The 23,284-nt window shown below is 49.3% G+C and carries 3 protein-coding genes; all 3 read right to left on the bottom strand.

Features of this window, described 5'->3' with window-relative positions:
• Positions 1-60 precede the first annotated feature (60 nt).
• The 3 genes from ACOMG9_RS20935 to ACOMG9_RS20945 all read right to left on the bottom strand — a co-directional run bounded on the left by ACOMG9_RS20935 (position 61) and on the right by ACOMG9_RS20945 (position 23,266).
• Positions 61-7,629, bottom strand: a complete 7,569-nt coding sequence (locus ACOMG9_RS20935) for an AAA family ATPase (RefSeq protein ID WP_494529346.1) — start codon at positions 7,627-7,629, stop codon at positions 61-63.
• Between the two features lie 125 nt (positions 7,630-7,754).
• Positions 7,755-15,227 carry an AAA family ATPase gene (locus ACOMG9_RS20940; protein WP_448218316.1) on the bottom strand — a complete coding sequence of 2,491 codons (7,473 nt, stop codon included), beginning with the start codon at positions 15,225-15,227 and terminating at the stop codon, positions 7,755-7,757.
• 407 nt (positions 15,228-15,634) lie between these two features.
• Positions 15,635-23,266 carry an AAA family ATPase gene (locus tag ACOMG9_RS20945; protein WP_494529347.1) on the bottom strand — a complete coding sequence of 2,544 codons (7,632 nt, stop codon included), beginning with the start codon at positions 23,264-23,266 and terminating at the stop codon, positions 15,635-15,637.
• Between the last annotated feature and the right edge of the window lie 18 nt (positions 23,267-23,284).

Below are 23,284 nucleotides of genomic sequence, written 5' to 3' on the forward strand. Positions count from 1 at the left end.
TATTCGTTGCCATTGGGGGAAGTCCCCTATCTCGAATAACGCATCATGGCAAGACGGTTATCAGGTATCCAATGACTCATAAATCGAATTCAAATTCACGGTGTTCACAAACTCTCCGGCAATTTTTGTCAGCTCATCGGATTTGAGCACCAGAGCGTTACTGGCGTTTTGTACCTGCCTTAAATAGGCATCCTTGACAGATTCCTGAAAACAGGGAGAGCTATTGATTGAAAACATCATGGCATTCAGCTCCTCTGGTGAGGATGGATCGTGAGCGCCATATAAATCTGTGAAGCAGCCAAATATAGAAGCATTGGCCCAACAATAGTTTAAACAACCGCCCTTCGAGTGCGTCACTCCATAGAGATAATGACTGAAGGCGTGCTGAATTGCTTTCTTGCATTTGTCTTGTAAATCATCCACAAGTTTCTGCTCCCCGGGTGATAGCTCAGAGGGTTCTGTTGCGGATTTGTTCCTGCTTTTGGCATCAAGCTGTTTTTTCAGGTTCGGGCTGCTCTCAACTATTCGTTGAAAAAGGGCTTCGGCTTTTTCATTAATCATTGTGTTGTCCCAGGAAGGTTGCCCCAGGATAATCACCGGACGGTGGGCCGCCTTACCCGAGCTTGACTGCTCAAACGCAGGATGGCGCACCAGCATTCGTTCTATATTTGGCGTGCCCTCAGGGTCGTCCGTCCAGGCAGTCTGCAAGGATGAGAGGACTATTTTATTTTTAAGGAATGGCGAAAACCCATCATGACAATGAGTGACCAACAAGGTGTCACCTTTCTTCTTTTGGAAGATTGCATAACCTGTCTTCCACATGTGGCTATTTTTTTTCTTGGGCAAAAGATCCCTGTACCACTTTTTGAGACAGCGGGTGGCTTCAACCTTCAGTTCATCAACAGCTTCCAGACGCACTAATAGCCGATGATGGTCATGGGTATTTCCGGCGTTCCAATCATCGTGCGGCGGTGTTTCCAGCCAGCCCGATTTCAGGGCTTTTCGGGCAAAGCGCATAACCGCAGGGTTGGCCAGGTCACTGCCCTTCAGTATATGCACTATTGAATCCAACCAATTGACAGGACTCGCTCCGGCCTGAACAATCATTTTTGAATGAAGTAACTTCAGCTGTTCAGTGATTTGGTCCTCATGAGTGTTGGACAATATATGTTTGACTGCTTCCGACATCGGTCTGATGACATTCCCATCGTTGTCAACCATAAAACCGACCAATCCCTGCTTTTTATTGTCAAGTGCCTCTGTCTCCAGTGACTCCAGAAGTGAGACGCCCATGGAAAAACCGGTCAGATTTTTTTCCTTCCAAAGGTTCTTGACGATTTCGGAAATACCCAGATTGGTTTCTGGCAACGCTCTTTTTGTCTCAAGGGCCTGGTTCAGTTCCTCCAGACTCATATCACAGGCTTTAGCCAGAGTTTGCTGTTGTGCCAGATCTGCCCCTTTCAGGATATCCCTCAGAAACTCCTTAATCTTCATTAACTCAGTGCTGGAATCATTGAGATTCCTGTTGCGCTGGAAGTCAGGTGTCATTGTTTTTGTCCGTCCGGGCGATCCGCCCAAATCCACTGATTTCCAGGTTTGTCCTCCATCCGGAGAATACTCTGCAAAGCTGTGGATAAAACTATTTATTTGCCGACATGGAATCCCAAAATAACGGCAAAAAGCAATAAAAACAGGCACGCGATGACGACAGCTACCTTGCCGCCGTGTGACGAGAAATTTGAAGAAATTTTTATTAGGCTCTGGTTGAGCCGTACCGGAAAACCCTTTGCAATAGTCCGTGATTGCCCGAACGCGCTGCATCGTGCCTTTAGCGTCTTTTATGGTCTGCAAAGGTTTCTGTATTTCGTCTGGCTGTCCGGCAATGTTTGCAAACAGTTTGTTCAGTACGGTTTTTATATTATTTGAACAGTGGGTGTCCAAAAGTGTTGAACGTTCTCGTTGAGTTCGTCTGGCAGGTGTTTTTTTAACCACTTCTCTGGGTTCTACGACATAAGCCACTTGAATACCAGAGTCGGCTTTGGCTTCGGGAATAAACAGCGTGTGCAGCCCGGTATATTCGTCTCTGATCAGGGTGAATGGTAAATCAGATTCTATACGCAAGGCCACGATATAGTCGTAAGGGCTCAGACTGGGCAAAGTATGTTGACGTTTGTTCGGTGAACAGTTAACGACTGCCAGCGTTTGATTGCTGGCTAATGTCACTTTCTGGTCAGGCCCCGGCAACCGCTCAGGCATGAGGGTTTCGACTCCCTCAATGTGTATATCATTAATATTCATCCGCATGATATCACCCCTGGCAGTCACAAAAATATCTTCTGCCGAACAGCGATACATACGGGAAGAATACCTCCAGGTATCAAAAATTTTATAATCCGTATCTGTTGCTTCCTTCCGGAGATCATAATCCGTTTCCCGATCCAATGCCCGAGTCAGTTTGCTATGGGCTTGCGGAATGTATTTTTCAGGAGCTTTATTACCGCCAATCGCCAACGCTTCGCTAATAGTTTGTGGCTTATAGTTCATTCTCTGATCCAATGCCGGAGCCTGTTTCCCGTGGACTTTTGGAATGTATTGTTCAGCAGGGCTATCATCGCCCATAGCCAGCGCTTCGTTCATAGAATTGCCAAACAGACGGTTCGGCAAATTCCTTATCTGCTCCCAAAACTCAGGCCAGCATTGAACTGCATTGGAATTCCACGCCTTTATCCGCTGATCAGCCTCCTGAAGATAAGGCTGGGAAACCAGCATTTTCAGTGCTTGTTTCTCTTCTTCCGTCAAGGGAAATGCGCTATTGGCATCCACGCCTGTTCGGCCAAAATTATGATTAAACCAGCTTTGCTGCCAGTATCGGTAGAGTGCCCGGGTGCAAATATCGTCGGACCGATCCGGCTTCAGGGGAAGACCTGATGCCTGCCAATTTGTCTGAGCCAAACGCCTGACGATTTCGGTTTTCGCTTCCTCTTCATCCAGATGAGTATCAATTTGAATTTCATGGTTTTTTTCGTCAATACTGTTGCAATCACTTCGTCGTATGAGCCACGGACGACCAATGCCCGATACTGTTTGGTAGAACCAGACGCAAATTTCAGGAACAAGTTCAGTCCCACTCGTGGCAGGAACCGGTGATTCTGGCAGTGCCTCCAGCGACAGGTTGGCGGCCATCAGATAAAGCCGGTAGTGCTGATAGAAGCATTGATGAAGGCCGGTTTCGGTAAAATTACCTTCTCTGATAACGGCCCTGGCCACATTCTGTAAATCATGACTGGTCGGCTGCAACGGCAGTTTTTGCTGTTGCAGGTAAGCCCTTAAAAGACAATGTTTTTCTGTCAGCTGTTTAGCGGCGAATGTCCCTTCTGAGGACTCTGGCAACACTTTTTCGGCAATGGTCTGTAATTCTGCCGCGTTGTATTGCCGGATGGGCAAATGTCGAAAACGCCCTTTCAGCGCCGGCGATAAGGGTTTTCGTCCGCTGTATTCAGGCGGGTTGATGGTGGCAAACAGGTGGAAACCCGGATGGGCGTCACCGGCCAGAATATCGTTCAATTCACCTTCCAGATGCTGGCTGTGGATCAGATTCATTTCTGAAATGACCACGATGCCGCCATCGACTTTTGCCTTCTGGATCGCTTCACACACTTTGTCCCAGGAACAATCACAGGCATTCAGGTAAAAGACTTCCGGCATGGACTCTCCCTGTCGCTTAGCCTCCTTTCTGACACTTTCAATCACCAGGTTCAGCGTGGCATCCTTGCCCCGTCCGGCCGGGCCTTCAATCAGTGTCGCCTGACGACCGCCGTGTTTTCTGTCGTGATGATAAGCCTGCTGACAGCGGTTTAAATCCTGTCCAAGCCGTTGCGCCAGCTCACGGACTGTCGATCCGGAGGTATCAAAGTCTGGTCGGATTTTTTCGCTGACTGTACTGAAGGTCTGCTGCATTTCCTGCAGAGTGTGTTCCTGAACTCTGTCGCTCAGGGTGTTCTCCGGTTGGTAACGGGCAGCAAACCAGATTTCCAGCGCTGACAGGGCATCCTGATAAGTTTCGGTGATTTCCGACCCCAGTACATCCCGAAAACTATGTTGTATCAAACTGTTTATTTGCCCACAGGTCACACTGCCGCGAGCGGGCAGGGCTCGATCCAGATACCAGCCCACCCAACTGCAGATATCGGTTAAATCCCTGGGGGTAAACTCATGGTCGGGCAAGAGTTCCTGATAATATTGCCAAAGTGCCATCACACTTTGGGTGGCACTGTGTGCAATGTCGTTTATTTGCTGCTCCGGCAGATGCCGTTGTAAATGCTTGACCAAAGCCGGTTCCACCACTCTGTCGCGAAGGAATGCCTGATCCAGGCGAGGGTAGTAAGTTGTCGGCAGTTTCTCTTTCAGAGCCGGGTCCATTTGACGCCCGGCGTAATGATCCGGGTTGCCAGTGAGAATAACCCGGTGTTTTGGGCCGACCCTGACAGGGTGACCATTCACGTAAATGCAGGGCTCCGGTTCCCATAAGCCGTTCAATGATGCCAGCAATCCGGCTTTGGCCAGGTTGGCTTCATCCAGAACCAGAGTGACATAGTGTCCATCCTTCCCGGACGGAGTGTTGGCCCATTCCATCAGCGCCCTGTTTTGCAGTTTCATGGAGCGATCACCATCGGTGTGCTCTTGCCACTGCCAGCGTTTCATCAGGGTTTTTTCGCTGTCAGAAGGCCCAAGGGAAATGACCGCAGCCTGTCCTGAAGTTTTTGCCAATTTGGCGGAAAAGTAACTTTTGCCGGTGCCGGTTTCTCCCTGCAGGAAGATAACAGGAGAATCTGTAAGCCGGTCGTGGAGTCGGGATAATCGACGACTTTCACGATCTTTCTGACTTATCTCGCCGTGATAAAGATCCCGGGCCAGTGCTGGCAGGGGCATATCAGTGGAGCCCGTCCATTTCAGTGATTCAGCCAGTCGATGTTCAATGCGTGCAATGCCTTTTGCCTCAGAATTCGCTGTTCTGGCGCTATGAAAACAATCAGTGGCCAGGGCGTGAATGGTATCGGATCGGGTCTGCCCTTTTTGCAAAGATAATTGCCAGCCAGAAGCCAGTGCGTCTTGCAAACGTTTGATCTGTCTTGATGGCATGATGGCTAAATATTGATATTGCTCTGTCGTTTCCGGATCGACTTGCAACTGATACGCTATTTTATCTCGTTGTTCTTCAGGAGCATGGGCCAGGATCATGCCAAAGAGCTCGTCCAGAAATTTTTTTTCAGTTGTTTCATGACACCGTGTAAAGGGAGAGTCATAGGAAAGATGCAAGCCTTCAGACCGTTTGCCCTCTGAGAATGCAAGATTAAACACTCTGATCAGTGGCCACAGGTTTTGAGTCACAAACTTTCTATCAAACCGGGGGGCACCCTTGATGATGGCGTTTAAGCGATCCGGGTCTACCGAGGCGGTTTGATCCTTATCCCGTAATAACTGCAAACAAGCCACTTTCATAAAATCACGCACTGACGGATGTTGTCGGGTGCCATGTGTGATGATGCTATTGATGGCCTTGCGCCAGTGGCGGGGTAAAAGCCGTGGCGACTGGTCGACCTGCTGTGCTCGCCGGGCAGCCATTATCAGATTGTGCAACAATCCTTCGGTCATTTCAGGCAGGGGGTTACACAGGTGGGCAGGTACGGTTTTAAAGGCTTCGTAAAGTTCATCAAGTGCTTGTTCTGGCAGCTCAGTCCGGGAGATACCATGTTTATGAGCACTAATATCCCAGAGATCGGGCTCGGGACCAGGTTCACCTGTGGCAACCATTGAATTAACTATTGAAGATGAGCTTCTTGCAGACTCAGGCCAGAAGAGGGTGACACGAGCTTTTGGGTAGGCCTGCAGTTGGCCATTCACTAGCAAAGGTTCCCCAACAACCAGAGGTTCCAGAAGTTGCTGAAGCGCCGGATTGCTGTCCAGTCCCAGCAGTACAACCGGTTTGCCAGTGGTTAATGCCTTCTGCAATTGACTTGGATGTCGTCTAAAATGCGCCTTTTGTTCCGAGGCGATATGGATATTATCAAAGAGCTGGCTGAAGCTGGTCTGTTCATTGACCTGAATGACCAGAGGGGCTTCCTGCTGTTCACTGATCCAGTGACTTGCCTGAGCGTATTGCTGATAAGTGACGAAATGAAAGGCGGCCTGATTTCTGATTTCTTCCTGTGGCCTGGACAGAGGGCGCTCATCTTTTTCTGTCAATCCCAGGGCTTTCGGTTGCTTTTTCCAGTGGGCTACCTGAAGTTGCGGCTCCAGGCCGGTCATCTCGCGAATAGTCACCAATGATCCCAGCAAACGAAACCAGAGAACCTCAGTGAGGGGAGACGTTACGGTGACTGAACCTCCCGCCCGAATCTGTTCTAACAGACAGTTGTTTGGTACTGCATAGCCTTCCGGGGCAATGGCAATCGGGCTCAGCCATTCACTGATATTACTCTCGTTAATAATGATCGGGATTCGTAGAGCAGAGTCTTTATTGTCACCTTCTTTGACAAGAGAGTGCGACAGACTCAGGAACAGTGAATGAAGCTCGTTATTCCCAACCGGCATTTGATAAAACTGAACATCGTCGGGTAACGGACAGATCTTCCCGTTGCTCTCAAAACACTGTTGCGTCAGCATCTGTCGAATGGTCTGCTCAAAGGCCAGATCTTCCCAGTCGGCCCCTTTCAGAATCACCCGTTGTCCGGCCCTCAATGACTCAAGCCTGCCGGGCAGGTGCTGGATTCGCCCCTGTTTATCCACTCCGGGGCCGCCCAGCAGCAACTGTCGCCAGTTGCTGTGCAAATGGCAGTCAATTAAAACACTATTGTCGTCGTCCATAACACTTTCGGCAGAGGGGAGTTCAGCCAATAACGGAGGTACCTTGTCGATCTCCACTGATGGGTCATTGCCAGTCTGTGCGTTGAACTGCCAGGTATTTTCCGGTCGATTAATTCTACGCCAGAAATCAGCGCCAGGTGCGTCATCACGCCTGCCAAGCGATGTCAGCTGAGCAGGGTCTGCCAGAACCAATAAAGAAACATGCTGACCCAGGGGGCGCTTCTCCTGGCTGACTTTGTCGTACAGACAGGGGCTATCCGGGTCCAGCAGATCGTTAAATTTGGGCAGCTCTTCGCTGGTAAGCTTTCGAATATCCATTACCAGAGTCAATGGCTGTGAACCTTCGAACAGCTTGCCTGAACCCAGAGTGTGGCGACCCTCTTCGGAAATACTCAACCGGCTCACCAGGTTAGCCTTTAAAAGGTCATCAGGATGGGAAACAAGGGCAACATCAAGATGTTCATCACGGGTCCTGGCAATCAAAAGCTGTCGAACCTCGTCATCACTGTCGACAAAACGAAAATCGAAGGAATGAGTCGCCTTTTGGAGCGAGGAATCCGTTGCGGAGATGGTTCTCACTTTGTCAGGCAAGGTCTCCGAAGAGGGAGATCTCTTTAATCTGGACCTTACTTCAGAGCAGATTTCTACATCCTGCTTTTCCTCTGACGATATACCCAGCTTTGCCATCTTGGCTGCCACGTCATGATCATGCAGGCTACGATCATGAACGCGTTTTTTGGTACCTCCGGCAATTTGACCATCCATAGTCAATCTCCCTCTCAACTGTCATTTGAAGGACTTTATTGAAATTGTTAAATGGTTAGACCTGTAAGGTGTGATTAAAGTTCCATTTTAACGATCTCGAAAAACTGATCAGGACCAAACTATGATCAGGTATCCAATGCCTCACAAAGCGAATTCAAATTCACGCTGTTCAAAAACTCTTCGGCAATGGTATTCAGCTCATTGGTTTTGAGCACCAGAGCATCACTGGCGTTAAGTGCCTGACGTAAGTAGTCATCCTGAATAGATTTCTCAAGCTCTTCATTTCTGATTGCAGACATCATGGCATTCAGTTCTTCTGGTGAGGATGGGTCATGAGCGCCATACCTGTTGCTATTCCAGCATCCATCTATGTGGGCATCGCCCCAGCAATAGGTCAGGCAACCGCCTTTCAGGTGTGTCACTTCATACAGATAATGACTGAAGGCCTGCTTAAGCGCCTCCTCACATTTGTCTTTTAAATCATTTATGAGAGCTACTTCCCCTGAAGATAAGCTGAATTGACTGTTTTTTTCCAACAAATGTTTCAGGTCTGAGCGGTTCTCAGCGATTCGTTGTAACAGGGCTTCGACCTTTTTATCCATCGCTTCCAGGCCATAGCTCCAGTCAGGCCTCCCCACGATAATTACCGGACGGTGGTTCGCTTTGCCCGAGATTAATTTCGGAAATGCAGGATGGTGAACCAGCATTCGTTCTATATTCGCAATGCCCTCAGGTTGGTCCGTCCAGGCGTTGCGTATAGATGAACTGAGAATATTTTTTTCCAGAAATGGCGATAAACCATGATGACAATGAGTGACAAAAAAGGCCCCGGCTTTTGTTGTTTGGAACGAATGGTAAGCCCTTTGCCATAACTGGCTATCTTTCCCTCTGAAGAATAATTTCTTATACCACTTTTTCAGTAAATGGCTGGCTTTAACCTTCAGTTCATCGACACCTTGCAGACGTACCAATAGCTCATGGTGTTTATGGGCCTTTACGAGGCCCGTATAGGTCGGCGGTATATCCAGCCAACCCGATGCCAGGGCTTTCCGGGCAAAGTCAATAACCGAAGGAGTCAGTTCAATGTCATTCAGAATTTTCATTATTGGGTTTAGCCAGTCCTCAGGGCCTGCTATGTCCCAAATACTCATTTTTGAACGCAATAACTTGAGGGGTTCAGTGACCTGATCTTTATCACTGTTGGACAAGATGTGTTTGATTGTCTCCAACATCAGTTTATTTTCGTCAAAAACACTCCAAACCAATAGAACTTCGTCAAAGTTGTGTGCTTCTGTTTCCAGCGACACTAATAATATTGAGACACCCATGGAAAAGCCGGGTAAATCTTTTCTCCCCCAGAGATTCTTTACCATTTCGAAACTACCCGGAAGGGTTTCCGGCGATCCACAGCCTGCCTCAAGGGCCTGTTTCAGTTCTTCAGGACTCATACCAGAGGCTTTAGCCAGAGTTTGCTGTTGTGCTAAATCAGCACCTGTCAGGATCCCATTCAGCAGATTCCTGGTCTTCTTTAATTTAGTGCCGGAAACACTGACTCTTTTGGTGTCCTGGAAGTGAGGGCGGATTTCTGTTGCCTCGACAGGCGCTCCGCCCAAATCGACCGATTTCCAGGTTTGGCCACCGTCCGGCGAACACTCTGCAAAGGCGTGGGTATCATTGGATATTTGTCGGCATGGAATGCCAAAATAACGACATAAAGCAATAAAAACAGGCACACGATGACGACAGGCGCCTTGTCGGCGTGTTACCAGGAAGTGAAAGAAATTTTTATTGCGCTCTGGTACATCAACACCGGAAAAGTGTTCGCAATAGTCCTTGATTGCCTTAATGCGTTGCTCCGTGTCTGTAGCCTCTGCTATCTTCTGCAAAGGTTTCTTTATTTCGGATGCCTGTTTCTCAATGTTCTCAAACAGGTCGTTCAGTATTGTTTTCATACCTTCGCAACAGTGGGCGTCAAAACGTCTTGATTGTGCGGGCCGGATTTTTTCAGCCGATGTTTTTTTGCCCACTTCTCTGGGTTCTACAACATAAACAAATTTAATGCTCTGGCCGACTTTGGCTTCTGGAATAAATAGTGTGTGTATACCGGTATATCGGTCCCTGAGCAGCGTGAATGCCAGATTGGGTTCTACGCGCAGTGCCACGATATAGTCGTTAATTGTCAGGCTGGGCAATATAAATTGACCATTTTTTGATGACTCGTAAAAGGTGGCCAGTGTTTGGTCCCTGGCTAATGTCACTTTCCGGTCATGCTCTGGTAACCGGGCAGGTATGACGACTTCGACTCCCTGCATGTGTTTATCATTAATACTGATCCGTTTGATTTTGCCCTCAGGAGATACATAAATATCCTTTGCAAATGACCGATAAATCCCGGGAAAATGGCCCGGCTTATCAAAAATTATATAATCGTCAATTCGTGGCTTGCTCTCTTTCTCATAGTTCGTTCTTCGGTCCAATACCGGAGCCCCTTCCTCATGGACTTCCGGAATGTATTTTTCTGGAGCGCGATCACCGTAGATAGTCAACCCTTTATTAACAGGCTGTGGCTCGTGGTTCGTTCTCTGACCCAATGCCGTAGCCTTATCACCACCAATAGCGGATGCTTCGTTGATAAAATCGTCTGCCAGATGGTTCAACAGATCACTGATCTGATACCAGAACACAGACCACCATTGAACTTTATCGGCTTTCCACGCCCCTATCTGCTGATCAGCGGCCTGAAGATAAGGCTGGTTAGCTGACATTTTCAGCGTTTGTTGCTGTTCTTCCGTCAGGGGAAATACGCTGTTAACGTCTACGTTCGTCCGGCCAAAATGATTGCTAAACCAGCGTTGCTGCCAGTGTCGGTAGAGTGCCCCGGTAAGAATATCGTCCGACTCGTCCGGCTTCAGGGGAAGGCCTGATGACTGCCACTTTGCCTGAGCCACACTTTTGATGATTTCCGTTCTGACTTCCTTTTCATCCCGCTGAGTGTTAACAAGGATTTCATGTTTTTTTTCATCAACAATGTTGAGATGACTGTTTCGTATCAACCACGGACGATCAATGCCCGGTACCGTTTCATTGAACCAACGGCAAAGTCCGGAATCAAATTCACTTTTCCCCATGGCAAGAGCCGAAGACTCGGGCAGTTTCTCCAGCGATAGGTCGGTAGCCATCAAGTAAAGCCGGTAGTGCTGATTGAGGTATTGATTAACGGCTTTTTCGCTCAAATCGCCACCTCTGGTGATAGCCCTGGCAACATTCTGTAAATCAAGGCTGGTCGGTTGCAATGGCAGTTTTTTGCTTTGCAGGTGAGCCCTTAAACGACAATGTTTTTCTGTTAGCATCTTGGCGGCGAATGTCCCTTGTGAGGACTCTGGCAGCACTTTTTCGGCAATGGTCTGTAATTCGGTCGCATTGTACTGCCGGATGGGCAAATGTCGAAAACGCCCTTTCAGCGCCGGTGATAAGGGCTTTCGCCCGCTGTACTCAGGCGGGTTGATGGTGGCAAACAAGTGAAAACCCGGATGGGCGACACCGGCCAGAATATCGTTTAACTCACCTTCCAGATGCTGGCTGTCGATCAGGTTCATTTCTGAAATCACCACGATGCCGCCTTCAATTCTGGCCTTCTGGATCTTTTCACACACTTTGTCCCAGGAACAATCACAGGCATTCAGGTAATAGACTTCTGGCATCAATTCTTGACGTTTTTCGGCCTGCTGTCTGACACTTTCAATCACCAGGTTCAGAGTGGCATCTTTACCCCGCCCCGCCGGACCTTCAATCAGTGTTGCCTGACGGCCGCCGTGTTTTCTGTCGTGATGATGAGCCTGCTGACAGCGGCTTAAATCCTGCCCAAGCTGCTGCGCCAGTTCACGGACCGCCGATCCGGAGGTATCAAAGTCCGGTTGGATTTCTCGGGTGACTGTACTGAAGGTCTGCTGAAAATCTGACAGGGTTTTGTTACGAACTCTGTCACTCAGGGTGTTCTCCGCCTGGTAACGGGCAGCAAACCAGATTTCCAGTGCCGACAGGGCATCCCGTTGCGTTTCGGTGATTTCCGGCCCCAGTACATCCCGAAAACTGTGTTGTATCAAACTGTTTATTTGCCCACAGGTCACACTGCCGCGAGCGGGCTGAGCACGATCCAGATACCAACCCACCCAACTGCAGATGTCCGTTAAATCCCTGGGGGTAAACTCATGGTCGGGCAAGAGTTCCTGATAATATTGCCAGAGCGCCATCACACTTTTGCTGGCACTGTGTGCAATGTCGTTTATTTGATGCTCCATCAGATGCTCTTGTAAATGCTTGACCAGAGCCGGTTCCACCACCCTGTCCCTAAGGAATGCCCGGTCCAGACGTGGGTAGTAAGCCCTGGGCAGCTTCTCTTTCAGGTCCGGATCGAGCTGGCGCCCGGCATAATGATCCGGGTTACCGGTGAGAATCACCCGGTGTTTTGGGCTGACCTTGACAGGATGACCATTCACATAGATGCGGGGTTGTGGTTCCCATAAGCCGTTCAATGATGCCAGTAATCCGGCTTGGGTCAGGTTGGCTTCATCCAGCACTAAAGTGATGTACTCTCCGTCTTTGTCGGATTTGGTATTGGCCCATTCCATCAATGCCCGGTTTTGCTGCATCATAGTGCGGTCGCCATCGGCATGCTGTTGCCACTGCCAGCGTTTCATCAGGGTCTGCTCGCTGTCAGAAGGTCCAAGAGACAACACCGAAGCCTGCCCTGAAGTCTTCGCCATTCTGGCAGAAAAGTAACTTTTCCCGGTGCCGGTTTCTCCCTGCAGGAAGATAACGGGAGAGTCCGTAAGCCGATCAAGAAGTCGGGACAATCGACGACTCTCACGATCCTTCTGACTTATCTCGCCGTGATAAAGATCCCGGGCCAGTGCTGACCAGGGCATATCAGTGGAACCTTGCCACGCCATTGATTCAAACAGTTGACGTTTTATACGTTCAATGCCTTCTGCTTCAGAATTGGCTGTCCTGACGATGTGGAAACAATCGGTGGCCAGAGCCTGAATGACATCGGATCGCGTCTGCCCTGGTAGCAAACGTAACTGCCAGCCAGAAACCAGCGCATCCTGCAAACGTTTAATTTGTCTTGATGGCCTGATGGTTAAGGGTGGATATCGTTTCGCTGCCTCCGGATCGACTTTTAACTGATACGCCATTGCCTGACGATGTTCTTCAGGCCCAAGGGCCACAATCAGGGCACAGAGCCTGTCCAGAAAATTTCTCCTATGCCAAAATGAAACTGGCTCTTTATAGGACAGCGATAATCCTTCAGATTTACTGTCCTTCAAGACTGTCAGATCAATGGTTCTGGCCAGTGGCCACAGGTTCTGCTCCAAATACGCTCTATCCAACTGCGGGGCACTGTTGATGATGGCCGTTAACTGATCCGGGTCTACCGAGGGAAGGTGATCCTTATCCGGTAAAAATTGCCAGCAAGCCACTTTCATAAAATCCCTCACGGGCGGATTCTGCCGGGTGACGTGGGTGATGACGCTATTAATGGCCCTGCGCCAGTGGCGGGGTAAAAGCGTTGAGGACTGATCAACCTGTTGTGCCCGCCGGGCAGCCATTATCAGGTTATTCAGTAACACTTCGTTCATTTCAGGCAGAGGGTTACAAAGGCCGACAGGTACGGTTTTAAACGCCTGGTAAAGTTTATTAAGCGCTTGTTCTGGCAGCTCAGCCCGGGGGATTTCATGCCTGTTGGCATTGATAGCCCAGAGATCGACCTCAGGACAGGGTTCACCCTTGGCAACCAGCGAGTGCAAGACCGGAGACGGACTTTTTACAGACTCAGGCCAGAGTAAAGTGACATGAGCCTGTGGGTAGCTTTGTAATTGACCGTTCACCAACAGAGGTTGCCCAATAACCAGGGGCTCCAGAAGCTGCTGAAGCCTTGGGTTATGCTCGAGTCCCCGGAATACAATCGGTTCGCCAGCGCTCAATGCCTCCTGCAATTTACTCGGCTCTCGCCCAAAATGCGCCTGTTGTTCCGAAGTGATATGGATATTATCAAAGAGCTGACTAAAGCCGGTCTGTTCGCTGACCTGAATGACCAAAGGGGCTTCCTGCTGATTATTCAGCCAATGACTTGTCTGGGCATGTTGCTGATAAGTAACGGTATTAAAAGTGGCTTGATCTGTGATTGGCTGTTCATTGTTTTCTGCCAATCCCAGTGCTTTTGGTTGCTGTCTTGAATCAGTCACCTGAAGCCGGGTCTCCAGGCCGGTCGTCTCGCGAATCGTCTGCAGTGAACCCAGCAAATGAAACCAGTGTGCCTCAGTGAGGGTGGACGTTACGGTGACTACACCACCTGCCCGAATTTGTTGCAACAGACTGGTATTAGGGATTGCATAGCCTTCCGGGGCAATAGCAATCGGGTTGAGCCATTCACTGATATTGCTCTCGTTAATAAGGATCGGGGGTCGTGGAGCGGAGTCTTTTTCGTCGCAAGAGTGCGACAGACTTTGGAACATTGAATTAAGCTCGTCTTTCCCCACCGGCATCTGATAAAACTGAACATCGTCGGGTAATGGACAGATCTTCCCGTTGCTCTCAAAACACTGTTGCGCCAGCATCTGTCGAATCGTCTGTTCAAAGGCCAGGTCTTCCCAATCCGCCCCTTTCAGAATCACCCGTTGTCCGGTCCTCAATGACTCAAGCCTGCCGGGCAGGTGCCGGATTCGCCCCTGTTTATCCACTCCGGGGCCGCCCAGCAGCAACTGTCGCCAGTTGTTGTGCAAATGGCAGTCAATTAAAACACTATTGTCGTCGTCCATAACACTTTCGGCAGAAGGGAGTTCAGTCAATACCGAAGGTACCTTGTCGATCTCTATCGATGGGTCATTGTCAGTCTGCGCGTTGAACTTCCAGGTATTTTCCGGCCGATTAATTCGTCGCCAGAAATCAGCACCGGGGGCGCCGACCCCCAGTGCATCATCACGCCTGCCATCCGATGCCAGCTGTGCCGGGTCTGCCAGAACCAATAGAGAAACATGCTGGCCCAGAGGGCGCTTCTCATGGCTGACTTTGTCGAACAGACAAGGGTTATCCGGGTCCAGCAGATCGTTAAATTTTGGCAGTTCTTCGCTGGTAAGCTTTCGAATATCAATTACCAGAGTCAATGGCTGTGAACCTTCAAACAGCTTGCCCGAACTCAGAGTGTGGCGACCCTCTTCAGAAATGCTCAACCGGCTCACCAGGTTAGCCTGTGAGAGGTCGTCGGGGTGGGAAATAACAGCAACATCCTGATGTTCATCACAGGTCCTGGCAATCAAAAGCTGTCGAACCTCGTCATCACTGTCGACAAAACGAAAATCGAAGGAATGAGTCGCCTTTTGGCGCGAGGAATCCGTTGCGGAGAGGGTTCTCACTTTGTCAGGCAAGGTCTCCGAAGAGGGCAATCTCTTTAGTCTGGACCTTACTTCAGAGCAGATTTCTACATCCTGCTTTTCCTTTGACGATACACCCGGCTCTGCCATCTTGGCTGCCACGCCATAATCAGGCAGGCCAGGATGAGGAACGTGTTTTTTTGTACCTCTGGCAATCTGACTATCCATAGTCAATCTTCCTCTCAACTGTCATTTGAAGGACTTTATTAAAACTGTCTGATGGTTAGACCTTAAGGTGTGATTAAAGTTCCATTTTAATTGTTACCCCTCTGTAGGGGTGTCCAACCTGCTGTTATAGAGTCTTTGGGCCTGTGCGGCACTAAAGGGTCGTCATTCCCGCGAAGGCGGAAATCCAGCGCCAACGTTGGATCTCTGCCTTCTCGGGGATGGCAAGGCCAGGGGGGCACCGGGTAGTATGGTTCTGGTGGTGAGTCAGTGTGGATTCCCGCCTTCGCGGGAATGACGGGAGGGAAGCCGGGAATGACGGGAGGGAAGCCGGGAATGACGGGAGGGAAGCCGGGAATGACGGGAGTGGAGTTACCGATCTCGAAAAGCGCATCATGACCAAACGGTTATCAGGTATCCAATGCCTCACAAAGCGAATTCAAATTCACGCTGTTCAAAAACTCTTCGGCAATGGTATTCAGCTCATTGGTTTTGAGCACCAGAGCATCACTGGCGTTAAGTGCCTGACGTAAGTAGTCATCCTGAATAGATTTCTCAAGCTCTTCATTTCTGATTGCAGACATCATGGCATTCAGTTCTTCTGGTGAGGATGGGTCATGAGCGCCATACCTGTTGCTATCCCAGCATCCATCTATGTGGGCATCGCCCCAGCAATAGGTCAGGCAACCGCCTTTCAGGTGTGTTACTTCATACAGATAATGACTGAAGGCCTGCTTAAGCGCCTCCATACATTTGTCTTTTAAATCATTTATGAGAGCTACTTCCCCTGAAGATAAGCTGAATTGACTGTTTTTTTCCAACAAATGTTTCAGGTCTGAGCGGTTCTCAGCGATTCGTTGTAACAGGGCTGCGACCTTTTTATGCTTCACTTTCAAGCCAGATATCCAGTTAAGCCTCCCCATGATAATCACCGGACGGTGGTTCGCTTTGCCCGAGATTAATTTCGGAAATGCAGGATGGTGAACCAGCATTCGTTCTATATTCGCAATGCCCTCGGGTTGGTCCGTCCAGGCGTTGCGTAAAGATGAGGTGAGAATGTTTTTTTCCAGAGATGGCGATAAACCATGATGACAACGAGTGACAAAAAAGGCCCCTGATTTACTTGTTTGGAAGGAATGGTAAGCCCTTTGCCATGTCTGGCTATCTTTCTCTCTGAAGAATAATTTCTTATACCACTTTTTCAGTAAATGGCTGGCTTGAACCTTCAGTTCATCGACACCTTGCAGACGAACCAATAGCTTATGGTGTTCACCGGCCTCCAGGCATTTATAGGTTGGCAGTATATCCAGCCAACCCGATGCCAGGGCTTCCCAGGTAAAGTCAATAACCGCAGGGGTCAGATCAATGTCACTCAGAATATTCAGCATTAAGATAAACCAGTCCCCAGGTTTTAATGAGCCATGAATAATCATTTTTGAGTGCAATAACTTGAGTGGTTCAATGACCTGATTTCTATCACTGTTGGACAAGATGTGTTTGACTGTCTTCGACAACGGTTGATCATTGTTAAAGACAGTACGAATCAACTCCTTCTCGTTAAAGTCTAATGCTTTTGTTTCCAGCGACACTAATATTAAGACACCCATGGAAAAGCCGGTTAAATCTTTTGTCTGCCAGAGTTTCTTTACTATTTCGAAAATATCTGGAAGGGTTTCCGGCGATTCACAGCCTGCCTCAAGGGCCTTGTTCAGTTCTTCAGGACTTGTTCCGCAGGCTTCAGCCAGAGTTTGCTGTTGTGCTAAATCAGCACCTTTCAGACGCCCATTCAGCAGATCTCTGGTCTTCTTTAACTCGGTGCCGGAAACACTGACTCTTCTGGTGTCCTGGAACTCAGGGAGGATTTCTGTTACCTCGACAGGCGCTCCGCCCAAATCCACCGATTTCCAGGTTTGGCCACCGTCCGGCGAACACTCTGCAAAGGCGTGGGTATCATTGGATATTTGTCGGCATGGAATGCCAAAATAACGACATAAAGCAATAAAAACAGGCACACGATGACGACAGCTGCCTTGTCGGCGTGTTATCAGGAAGTGAAAGAAATTTTTATTGCGCTTTGGTACAGCAACACCGGAAAAGTCTTCGCAATAATCCTGGATTGCCCTAATGCGCTGCTCCGTGTCTTCAGCCTTTGCTATTTTCTGCAAAGGTTTCCTTACTTTGGATGCCTGTTTCTCAATCTTCTGAAACACGTCGTCCAGTACTGTTTTCATACCCTGGCAACAGTGGGCGTCAAAACGTCTTGATGGTGCTGGCCGGACTTTTTCAGCCGGTGTTTTTTTGCCCACTTCTCTGGGTTCTACGACATAAGCAAATTTAATGCTCTGGTCGGCTTTGGCTTCTGGAATAAATAGTGTGTGTATGCCGGTATATCGGTCCCTGAGCAGTGTGAATGCCAGATTAGGTTCTATGCGCAGTGCCACGATGTAGTCCTTAACTGTCAGGCTGGGCAATATAAATTGACCATTTTTTGATGACATGTAAAAGGTAGCCAGTGTTTGGTCGCTGGCTAATGTCACTTCCCGGCCATGCTCTGGTAACCGTGCAGGTATGATGACTTCGACTCCCTGCATGTGTTTATCATTAATACTGATCCTTTTGATTTTGCCCTCAGGTGATACATAAATATCCTCTGCCAATGACCGATAAATCCCGGGAAAATGGTCCGGGTCATCAAAAATTATATAATCGTCAAGTTGTCGCTCGCTCTCTTTCTCATTCTCATAGTCCGTTCTTCGGTCCAATACCGGGGCCTCTTTCTCATGGACTTCCGGAATGTATTTTTCTGGAGTGCTATCACCGTAGACAGTCAACGTTTTATTAACAGGTTGTGACTCGAGGTTCGCTCTCTGATCCAATGCCGGAGCTTGCATCTCGTGGACTTGTGGCGGAACTTTATCACTACTGGTGGTCAAGACTTCGTTAACAGGTTCTGGCGCAGGCTCCGTTCTCTGATCCAATGCCCGAGCCTGTTTCTCGTGGACTTCTGGCTTGTCTTGTTCAGGAGCCTTATCACCACCAATAGCGGATGCTTCGTTGATTAAATCGTCTGCCAGATGGTTCAGCAAATCACTGATCTGATACCAGAACACAGACCACCATTGAACTTTATCGGCTTTCCACGCCCCTATCTGCTGATCAGCGGCCTGAAGATAAGGCTGGTTAGCTGACATTTTCAGCGTTTGTTGCTGTTCTTCCGTCAGGGGAAATACGCTGTTAGCGTCTACGTTCGTCCGGCCAAAATGATTGCTAAACCAGCGTTGCTGCCAGTGTCGGTAGAGTGCCCCGGTAAGAATATCGTCCGACTCGTCCGGCTTCAGGGGAAGGCCTGATGACTGCCACTTTGCCTGAGCCACACCTTTTATGATTTCCGTTCTGACTTCCTTTTCATCACGCTGAGTGTTAACAAGGATTTCATGTTTTTTTTCATCAACACTGTTGAGATGACTGCTTCGTATCAACCACGGACGATCAATGCCCGATACCGTTTCATTGAACCAATGGCAAAGTCCGGAATCAAATTCACTTTTCTCCATGGCAAGAGCCGAAGACTCCGGCAATTCCTCCAGCGATAGGTTGGCAGCCATCAGGTAAAGCCGGTAGTGCTGATTGAGGCATTGATGAACGGCTTTTTCGCTAAAATCACCACCTCTGTTTATAGCCCTGGCAACATTCTGTAAATCAAGGCTGGTCGGTTGTAATGGCAGTTTTTTGCTTTGCAGGTGAGCCCTTAAACGACAATGTTTTTCTGTTAGCATCTCAGCGGCGAATGTTCCTTGTGAAGACTCTGGCAACACTTTCGCGGCAATGGTCTGTAATTCGGTCGCTTTGTACTGCCGGATGGGCAAATGTCGAAAACGCCCTTTCAGGGCCGGTGATAAGGGTTTTCGCCCGCTGTACTCAGGTGGGTTGATGGTGGCAAAGAGGTGAAAACCCGGATGGGCGTCTCCGGCCAGAATATCGTTTAACTCACCTTCCAGATGCTGGCTGTCGATCAGGTTCATTTCCGAAATCACCACGATGCCGCCTTCAATTTTGGCCTTCTGGATCTTTTCGCACAGTTTGTCCCAGGAACAATCACAGGCATTCAGGTAATAGACTTCCGGCATCAATTCTTGACGTTTTTCGGCCTGCTGTCTGACACTTTCAATCACCAGGTTCAGAGTGGCATCTTTACCCCGCCCGGACGGACCTTCTATCAGTGTTGCCTGACGGCCGCCGTGTTTTCTGTCGTGATGATAAGCCTGCTGACAGCGGCTTAAATCCTGCCCAAGCTGTTGCGCCAGTTCACAGACTGCTGATCCGGAGGTATCAAAGTCTGGTCGGATTTTTTCGCTGACTGTTCTGAAGGTCTGCTGAAAATCTGACAGGGTCTTGTTACGAACTCTGTCGCTCAGGATGTTCTCCGCCTGGTAACGGGCAGCAAACCAGATTTCCAGTGCCGACAGGGCATCCTGATGCGTTTCGGTGATTTCAGGGCCCAGTACATCCCGAAAACTGTGTTGTATCAAACTGTTTATTTGCCCACAGGTCACACTGCCAAGAGCGGGCTGAGCACGGTCGAGATACCAACCCACCCAACTACAGATATCCGTTAAATCCCTGGGGGTAAACTCATGGTCGGGCAAGAGTTCCTGATAATATTGCCAAAGCGCCATCACACTTTTGCTGGCAATACGTGCAATGTCGTTTATTTGATGCTTTGTCAGATGCTCTTGTAAGTGATTGACCAGAGCCTGTTCCACCACCCTGTCCCTGAGAAAAGCCTGATCCAGGCGTGGGTAGTAAGCTCTGGACAATTTCTCTTTCAGGGTCGGGTCGAGTTGGCGCCCGGCATAATGATTCGGATTACCGGTGAGAATCACCCGGTGTTTTTCGCTGACCTTGACAGGATGACCATTCACATAGATGCAGGGTTGTGGTTCCCATAAGCCGTTCAATGATGCCAGTAATCCGGCTTGGGTCAGGTTGGCTTCATCCAGCACTAAAGTGATGTACTCTCCGTCTTTGTCGGATTTGGTATTGGCCCATTCCATCAATGCCAGGTTTTGCTGCACCATAGAGCGGTCGCCATCAGCGTATTGTTGCCACTGCCAGCGTTTCATCAGGGTCTGTTCGCTGTCGGAAGGTCCAAGGGAAATGACTGAAGCCTGTCCCGAAGCCTTGGCCATTTTGGCAGAAAAGTAACTTTTCCCGGTGCCGGTTTCCCCTTGCAGGAAGATAACGGGAGAGTCGGTAAGCCGGTCATGAAGTCGGGATAATCGACGACTTTCACGATCTTTCTGACTTATCTCGCTGTGATAAAGATCCCGGGCCAGTGCTGACAGGGGATTGTCTGTGGAGCCTGCCCATATAAGTGATTCAGCCAATCGGTGTTCAATGCGTTCAATGCCTTCTGCCTCAGAATTCGCTGTTATGGCTTTATTAAGACAATCGGTAGCCAGAGCCTGAATGGCATCGGATCGCGTCTGCCCTGGTGGCAAACGTAACTGCCAGCCAGAAGCCAGTGCATCCTGCAAACGTTTAATTTGTCTTGATGGCCTGATGGTTAACGGTGGATAGCGTTTCGCTGCCTCCGGATCGACTTTCAACTGATACGCCATGGCCTGACGAAGTTCATCAGGCAAAGGGGCCACAATCAGGGCACAGAGCTTGTCCAGAAAATTTTCCTTATGCCAAACGGAAACTGGTTCTTCATAGGACAACAGTAATCCTTTAGATTTACCGTTCTTGAATGCTGTCAGATCAATGGCTCTGGCCAATGGCCACAGGTTCTGCTCCAAAAACGCTCTATTCAACTGCGGGGCACTGTCGATGATGGCCGTTAACTGATCCGGGTCTACCGAGATTGGCTGATCCTTATCCGGCGTCCTATCCGGTAACAAGCTCCGGCAAGCCACTTTCATAAAATCCCTCACGGGTGGATTCTGCCGGGTGCCATGGGTGATGACGCTATTAATGGCCCTGCGCCAGTGGCGGGGTAAAAGCGTTGAGGACTGATCAACCTGTTGTGCCCGCCGGGCAGCCATTATCAGGTTATTCAATAAGCCTTCGTTCAATTCAGGCAGAGGGTTACAAAGGCCGACAGGTACGGTTTTAAACGCCTGGTAAAGTTTATTAAGCGCTTGTTCTGGCAGCTCAGCCCGGGGGATTTCATGCCTGTTGGCATTGATAGCCCAGAGATCGACCTCGGGACAGGGTTCACCCTTGGCAACCAGCGAGTGCAAGACCGGAGACGGACTTTTTACAGACTCAGGCCAGAGTAAAGTGACACAAGCCTGTGGGTAGGCTTGTAATTGACCGTTCACCAACAAAGGTTGCCCAATAACCAGGGGCTCCAGAAGCTGCTGAAGCCTTGGGTTATGCTCGAGTCCCCGGAATACAATCGGTTCGCCAGCGCTCAATGCCTCCTGCAACTTACTCGGCTCTCGCCCAAAATGCGCCTGTTGTTCCGAAGTGATATGGATATTATCAAAGAGCTGACTGAAGCCGGTCCGTTCGCTGACCTGAATGACCAAAGGGGCTTCCTGCTGATTATTTAGCCAATGACTTGTCTGGGTATGTTGCTGATAAGTAACGGTATTAAAAGTGGCTTGATCTGTGATTGGCTGTTCATTGTTTTCTGTCAATCCCAGTGCTTTTGGTTGCTGTCTTGAATCAGTCACCTGAAGCCGGGGCTCCAGGCCGGTCGTCTCGCGAATCGTCTGCAGTGAACCCAGCAAATGAAACCAGTGTGCCTCAGTGAGGGTGGACGTTACGGTGACAGCACCACCTGCCCGAATTTGTTCCAACAGACTGGTATTAGGGATTGCATAGCCTTCCGGGGCAATGGCAATCGGGCTCAGCCACTCCCTGATATTACTCTGGTTAATGATGATCGGGTTTGCTGATGCCTGGGCTTTATCAAGTTCCTGGTCACCTTCTTCATTATCAGAGTGAGACAGACTTTGGAACAGTGTATGAAGCTCTTCATTGCCTAACGGCATCTTATAAAACTGAACATCGTCGGGTAATGGACAGATCTTCCCGTTGCTCTCAAAACACTGTTGCGCCAGCATCTGTCGAACCGTCTGTTCAAAGGCCAGATCCTGCCAATTGGCGCCTTTCAGAATCACCCGTTGTCCGGCCTTTAACGACTCAAGCTTGCCGGGGATGTGTCGGATTCGCCCTTGTTGATCCACTCCGGGGCCACCCAGCAATAACTGCCGCCAGCTGCTGTCCAAGTGGCAGTTAATAAGAAGGGTATTTTCGTCATCCATAGCACTTTCGGCAGAGGGGAGTTCAGCCAATAACTGAACCTCGTCGATATCCATCAATGAGGCATTGCCGGTCGTTTCGTTGAACTGCCAGGTATTGCCCGGTCGATTAATTCGCCGCCAGAAATCAGCACCGGGTGCCTCGGCCCCCGATGCCTTGTCACGTCGGCCAACTGATGCCAACTGTGCAGGGTCTGCCAACACCAATAGCGAAACATGCTCGCCCAAAGGACGTTTTTTGTTGCTGACTTTGTCGTACAGGCAGGGGTTATCCGGGTCCAGTAAATCGTTAAACTTTGGCAGTTCTTCACCGGTGAGTTTTCGAATATCTATCACCAGTGTCAATGGCTGTGAACTTTCAAAGAGCTTGCCTGAACGCAGAGTGTGGCGACCCTCTTCGGAAATACTCAACCGGCTAACCAGGTTAGCCTGTGAGAGGTCGTCGGGGTGGGAAATAACAGTAACATCCTGATGTTTATCGCAGGTCCTGGCAATCAGAAGTTGTCGAACCTCATCATCACTGGCGACAAAACGAAAATCGAAGGCATGAGGAGCCTTTTGGAGCAACGAATCTGTTGTGGATACGGTTCTCGTTTTGACCGCCTGGCTACTCGAAGTTGGCGATATATTGAGTCTGGCAGTTACACCGGTGACCTCTGCAATCTCTGGTTTTAAATCCAGCTTTGCTCTTTTGGGTGGTATGCCGCCATCAGGTTTTTCAGTCTTAAAAACAGGGTTGTTTGTTTTTCCATTGATCTGACCATCCATAGCCAATCTCCTCTACTG

Source organism: Endozoicomonas sp. PH6C, from assembly GCF_059322965.1.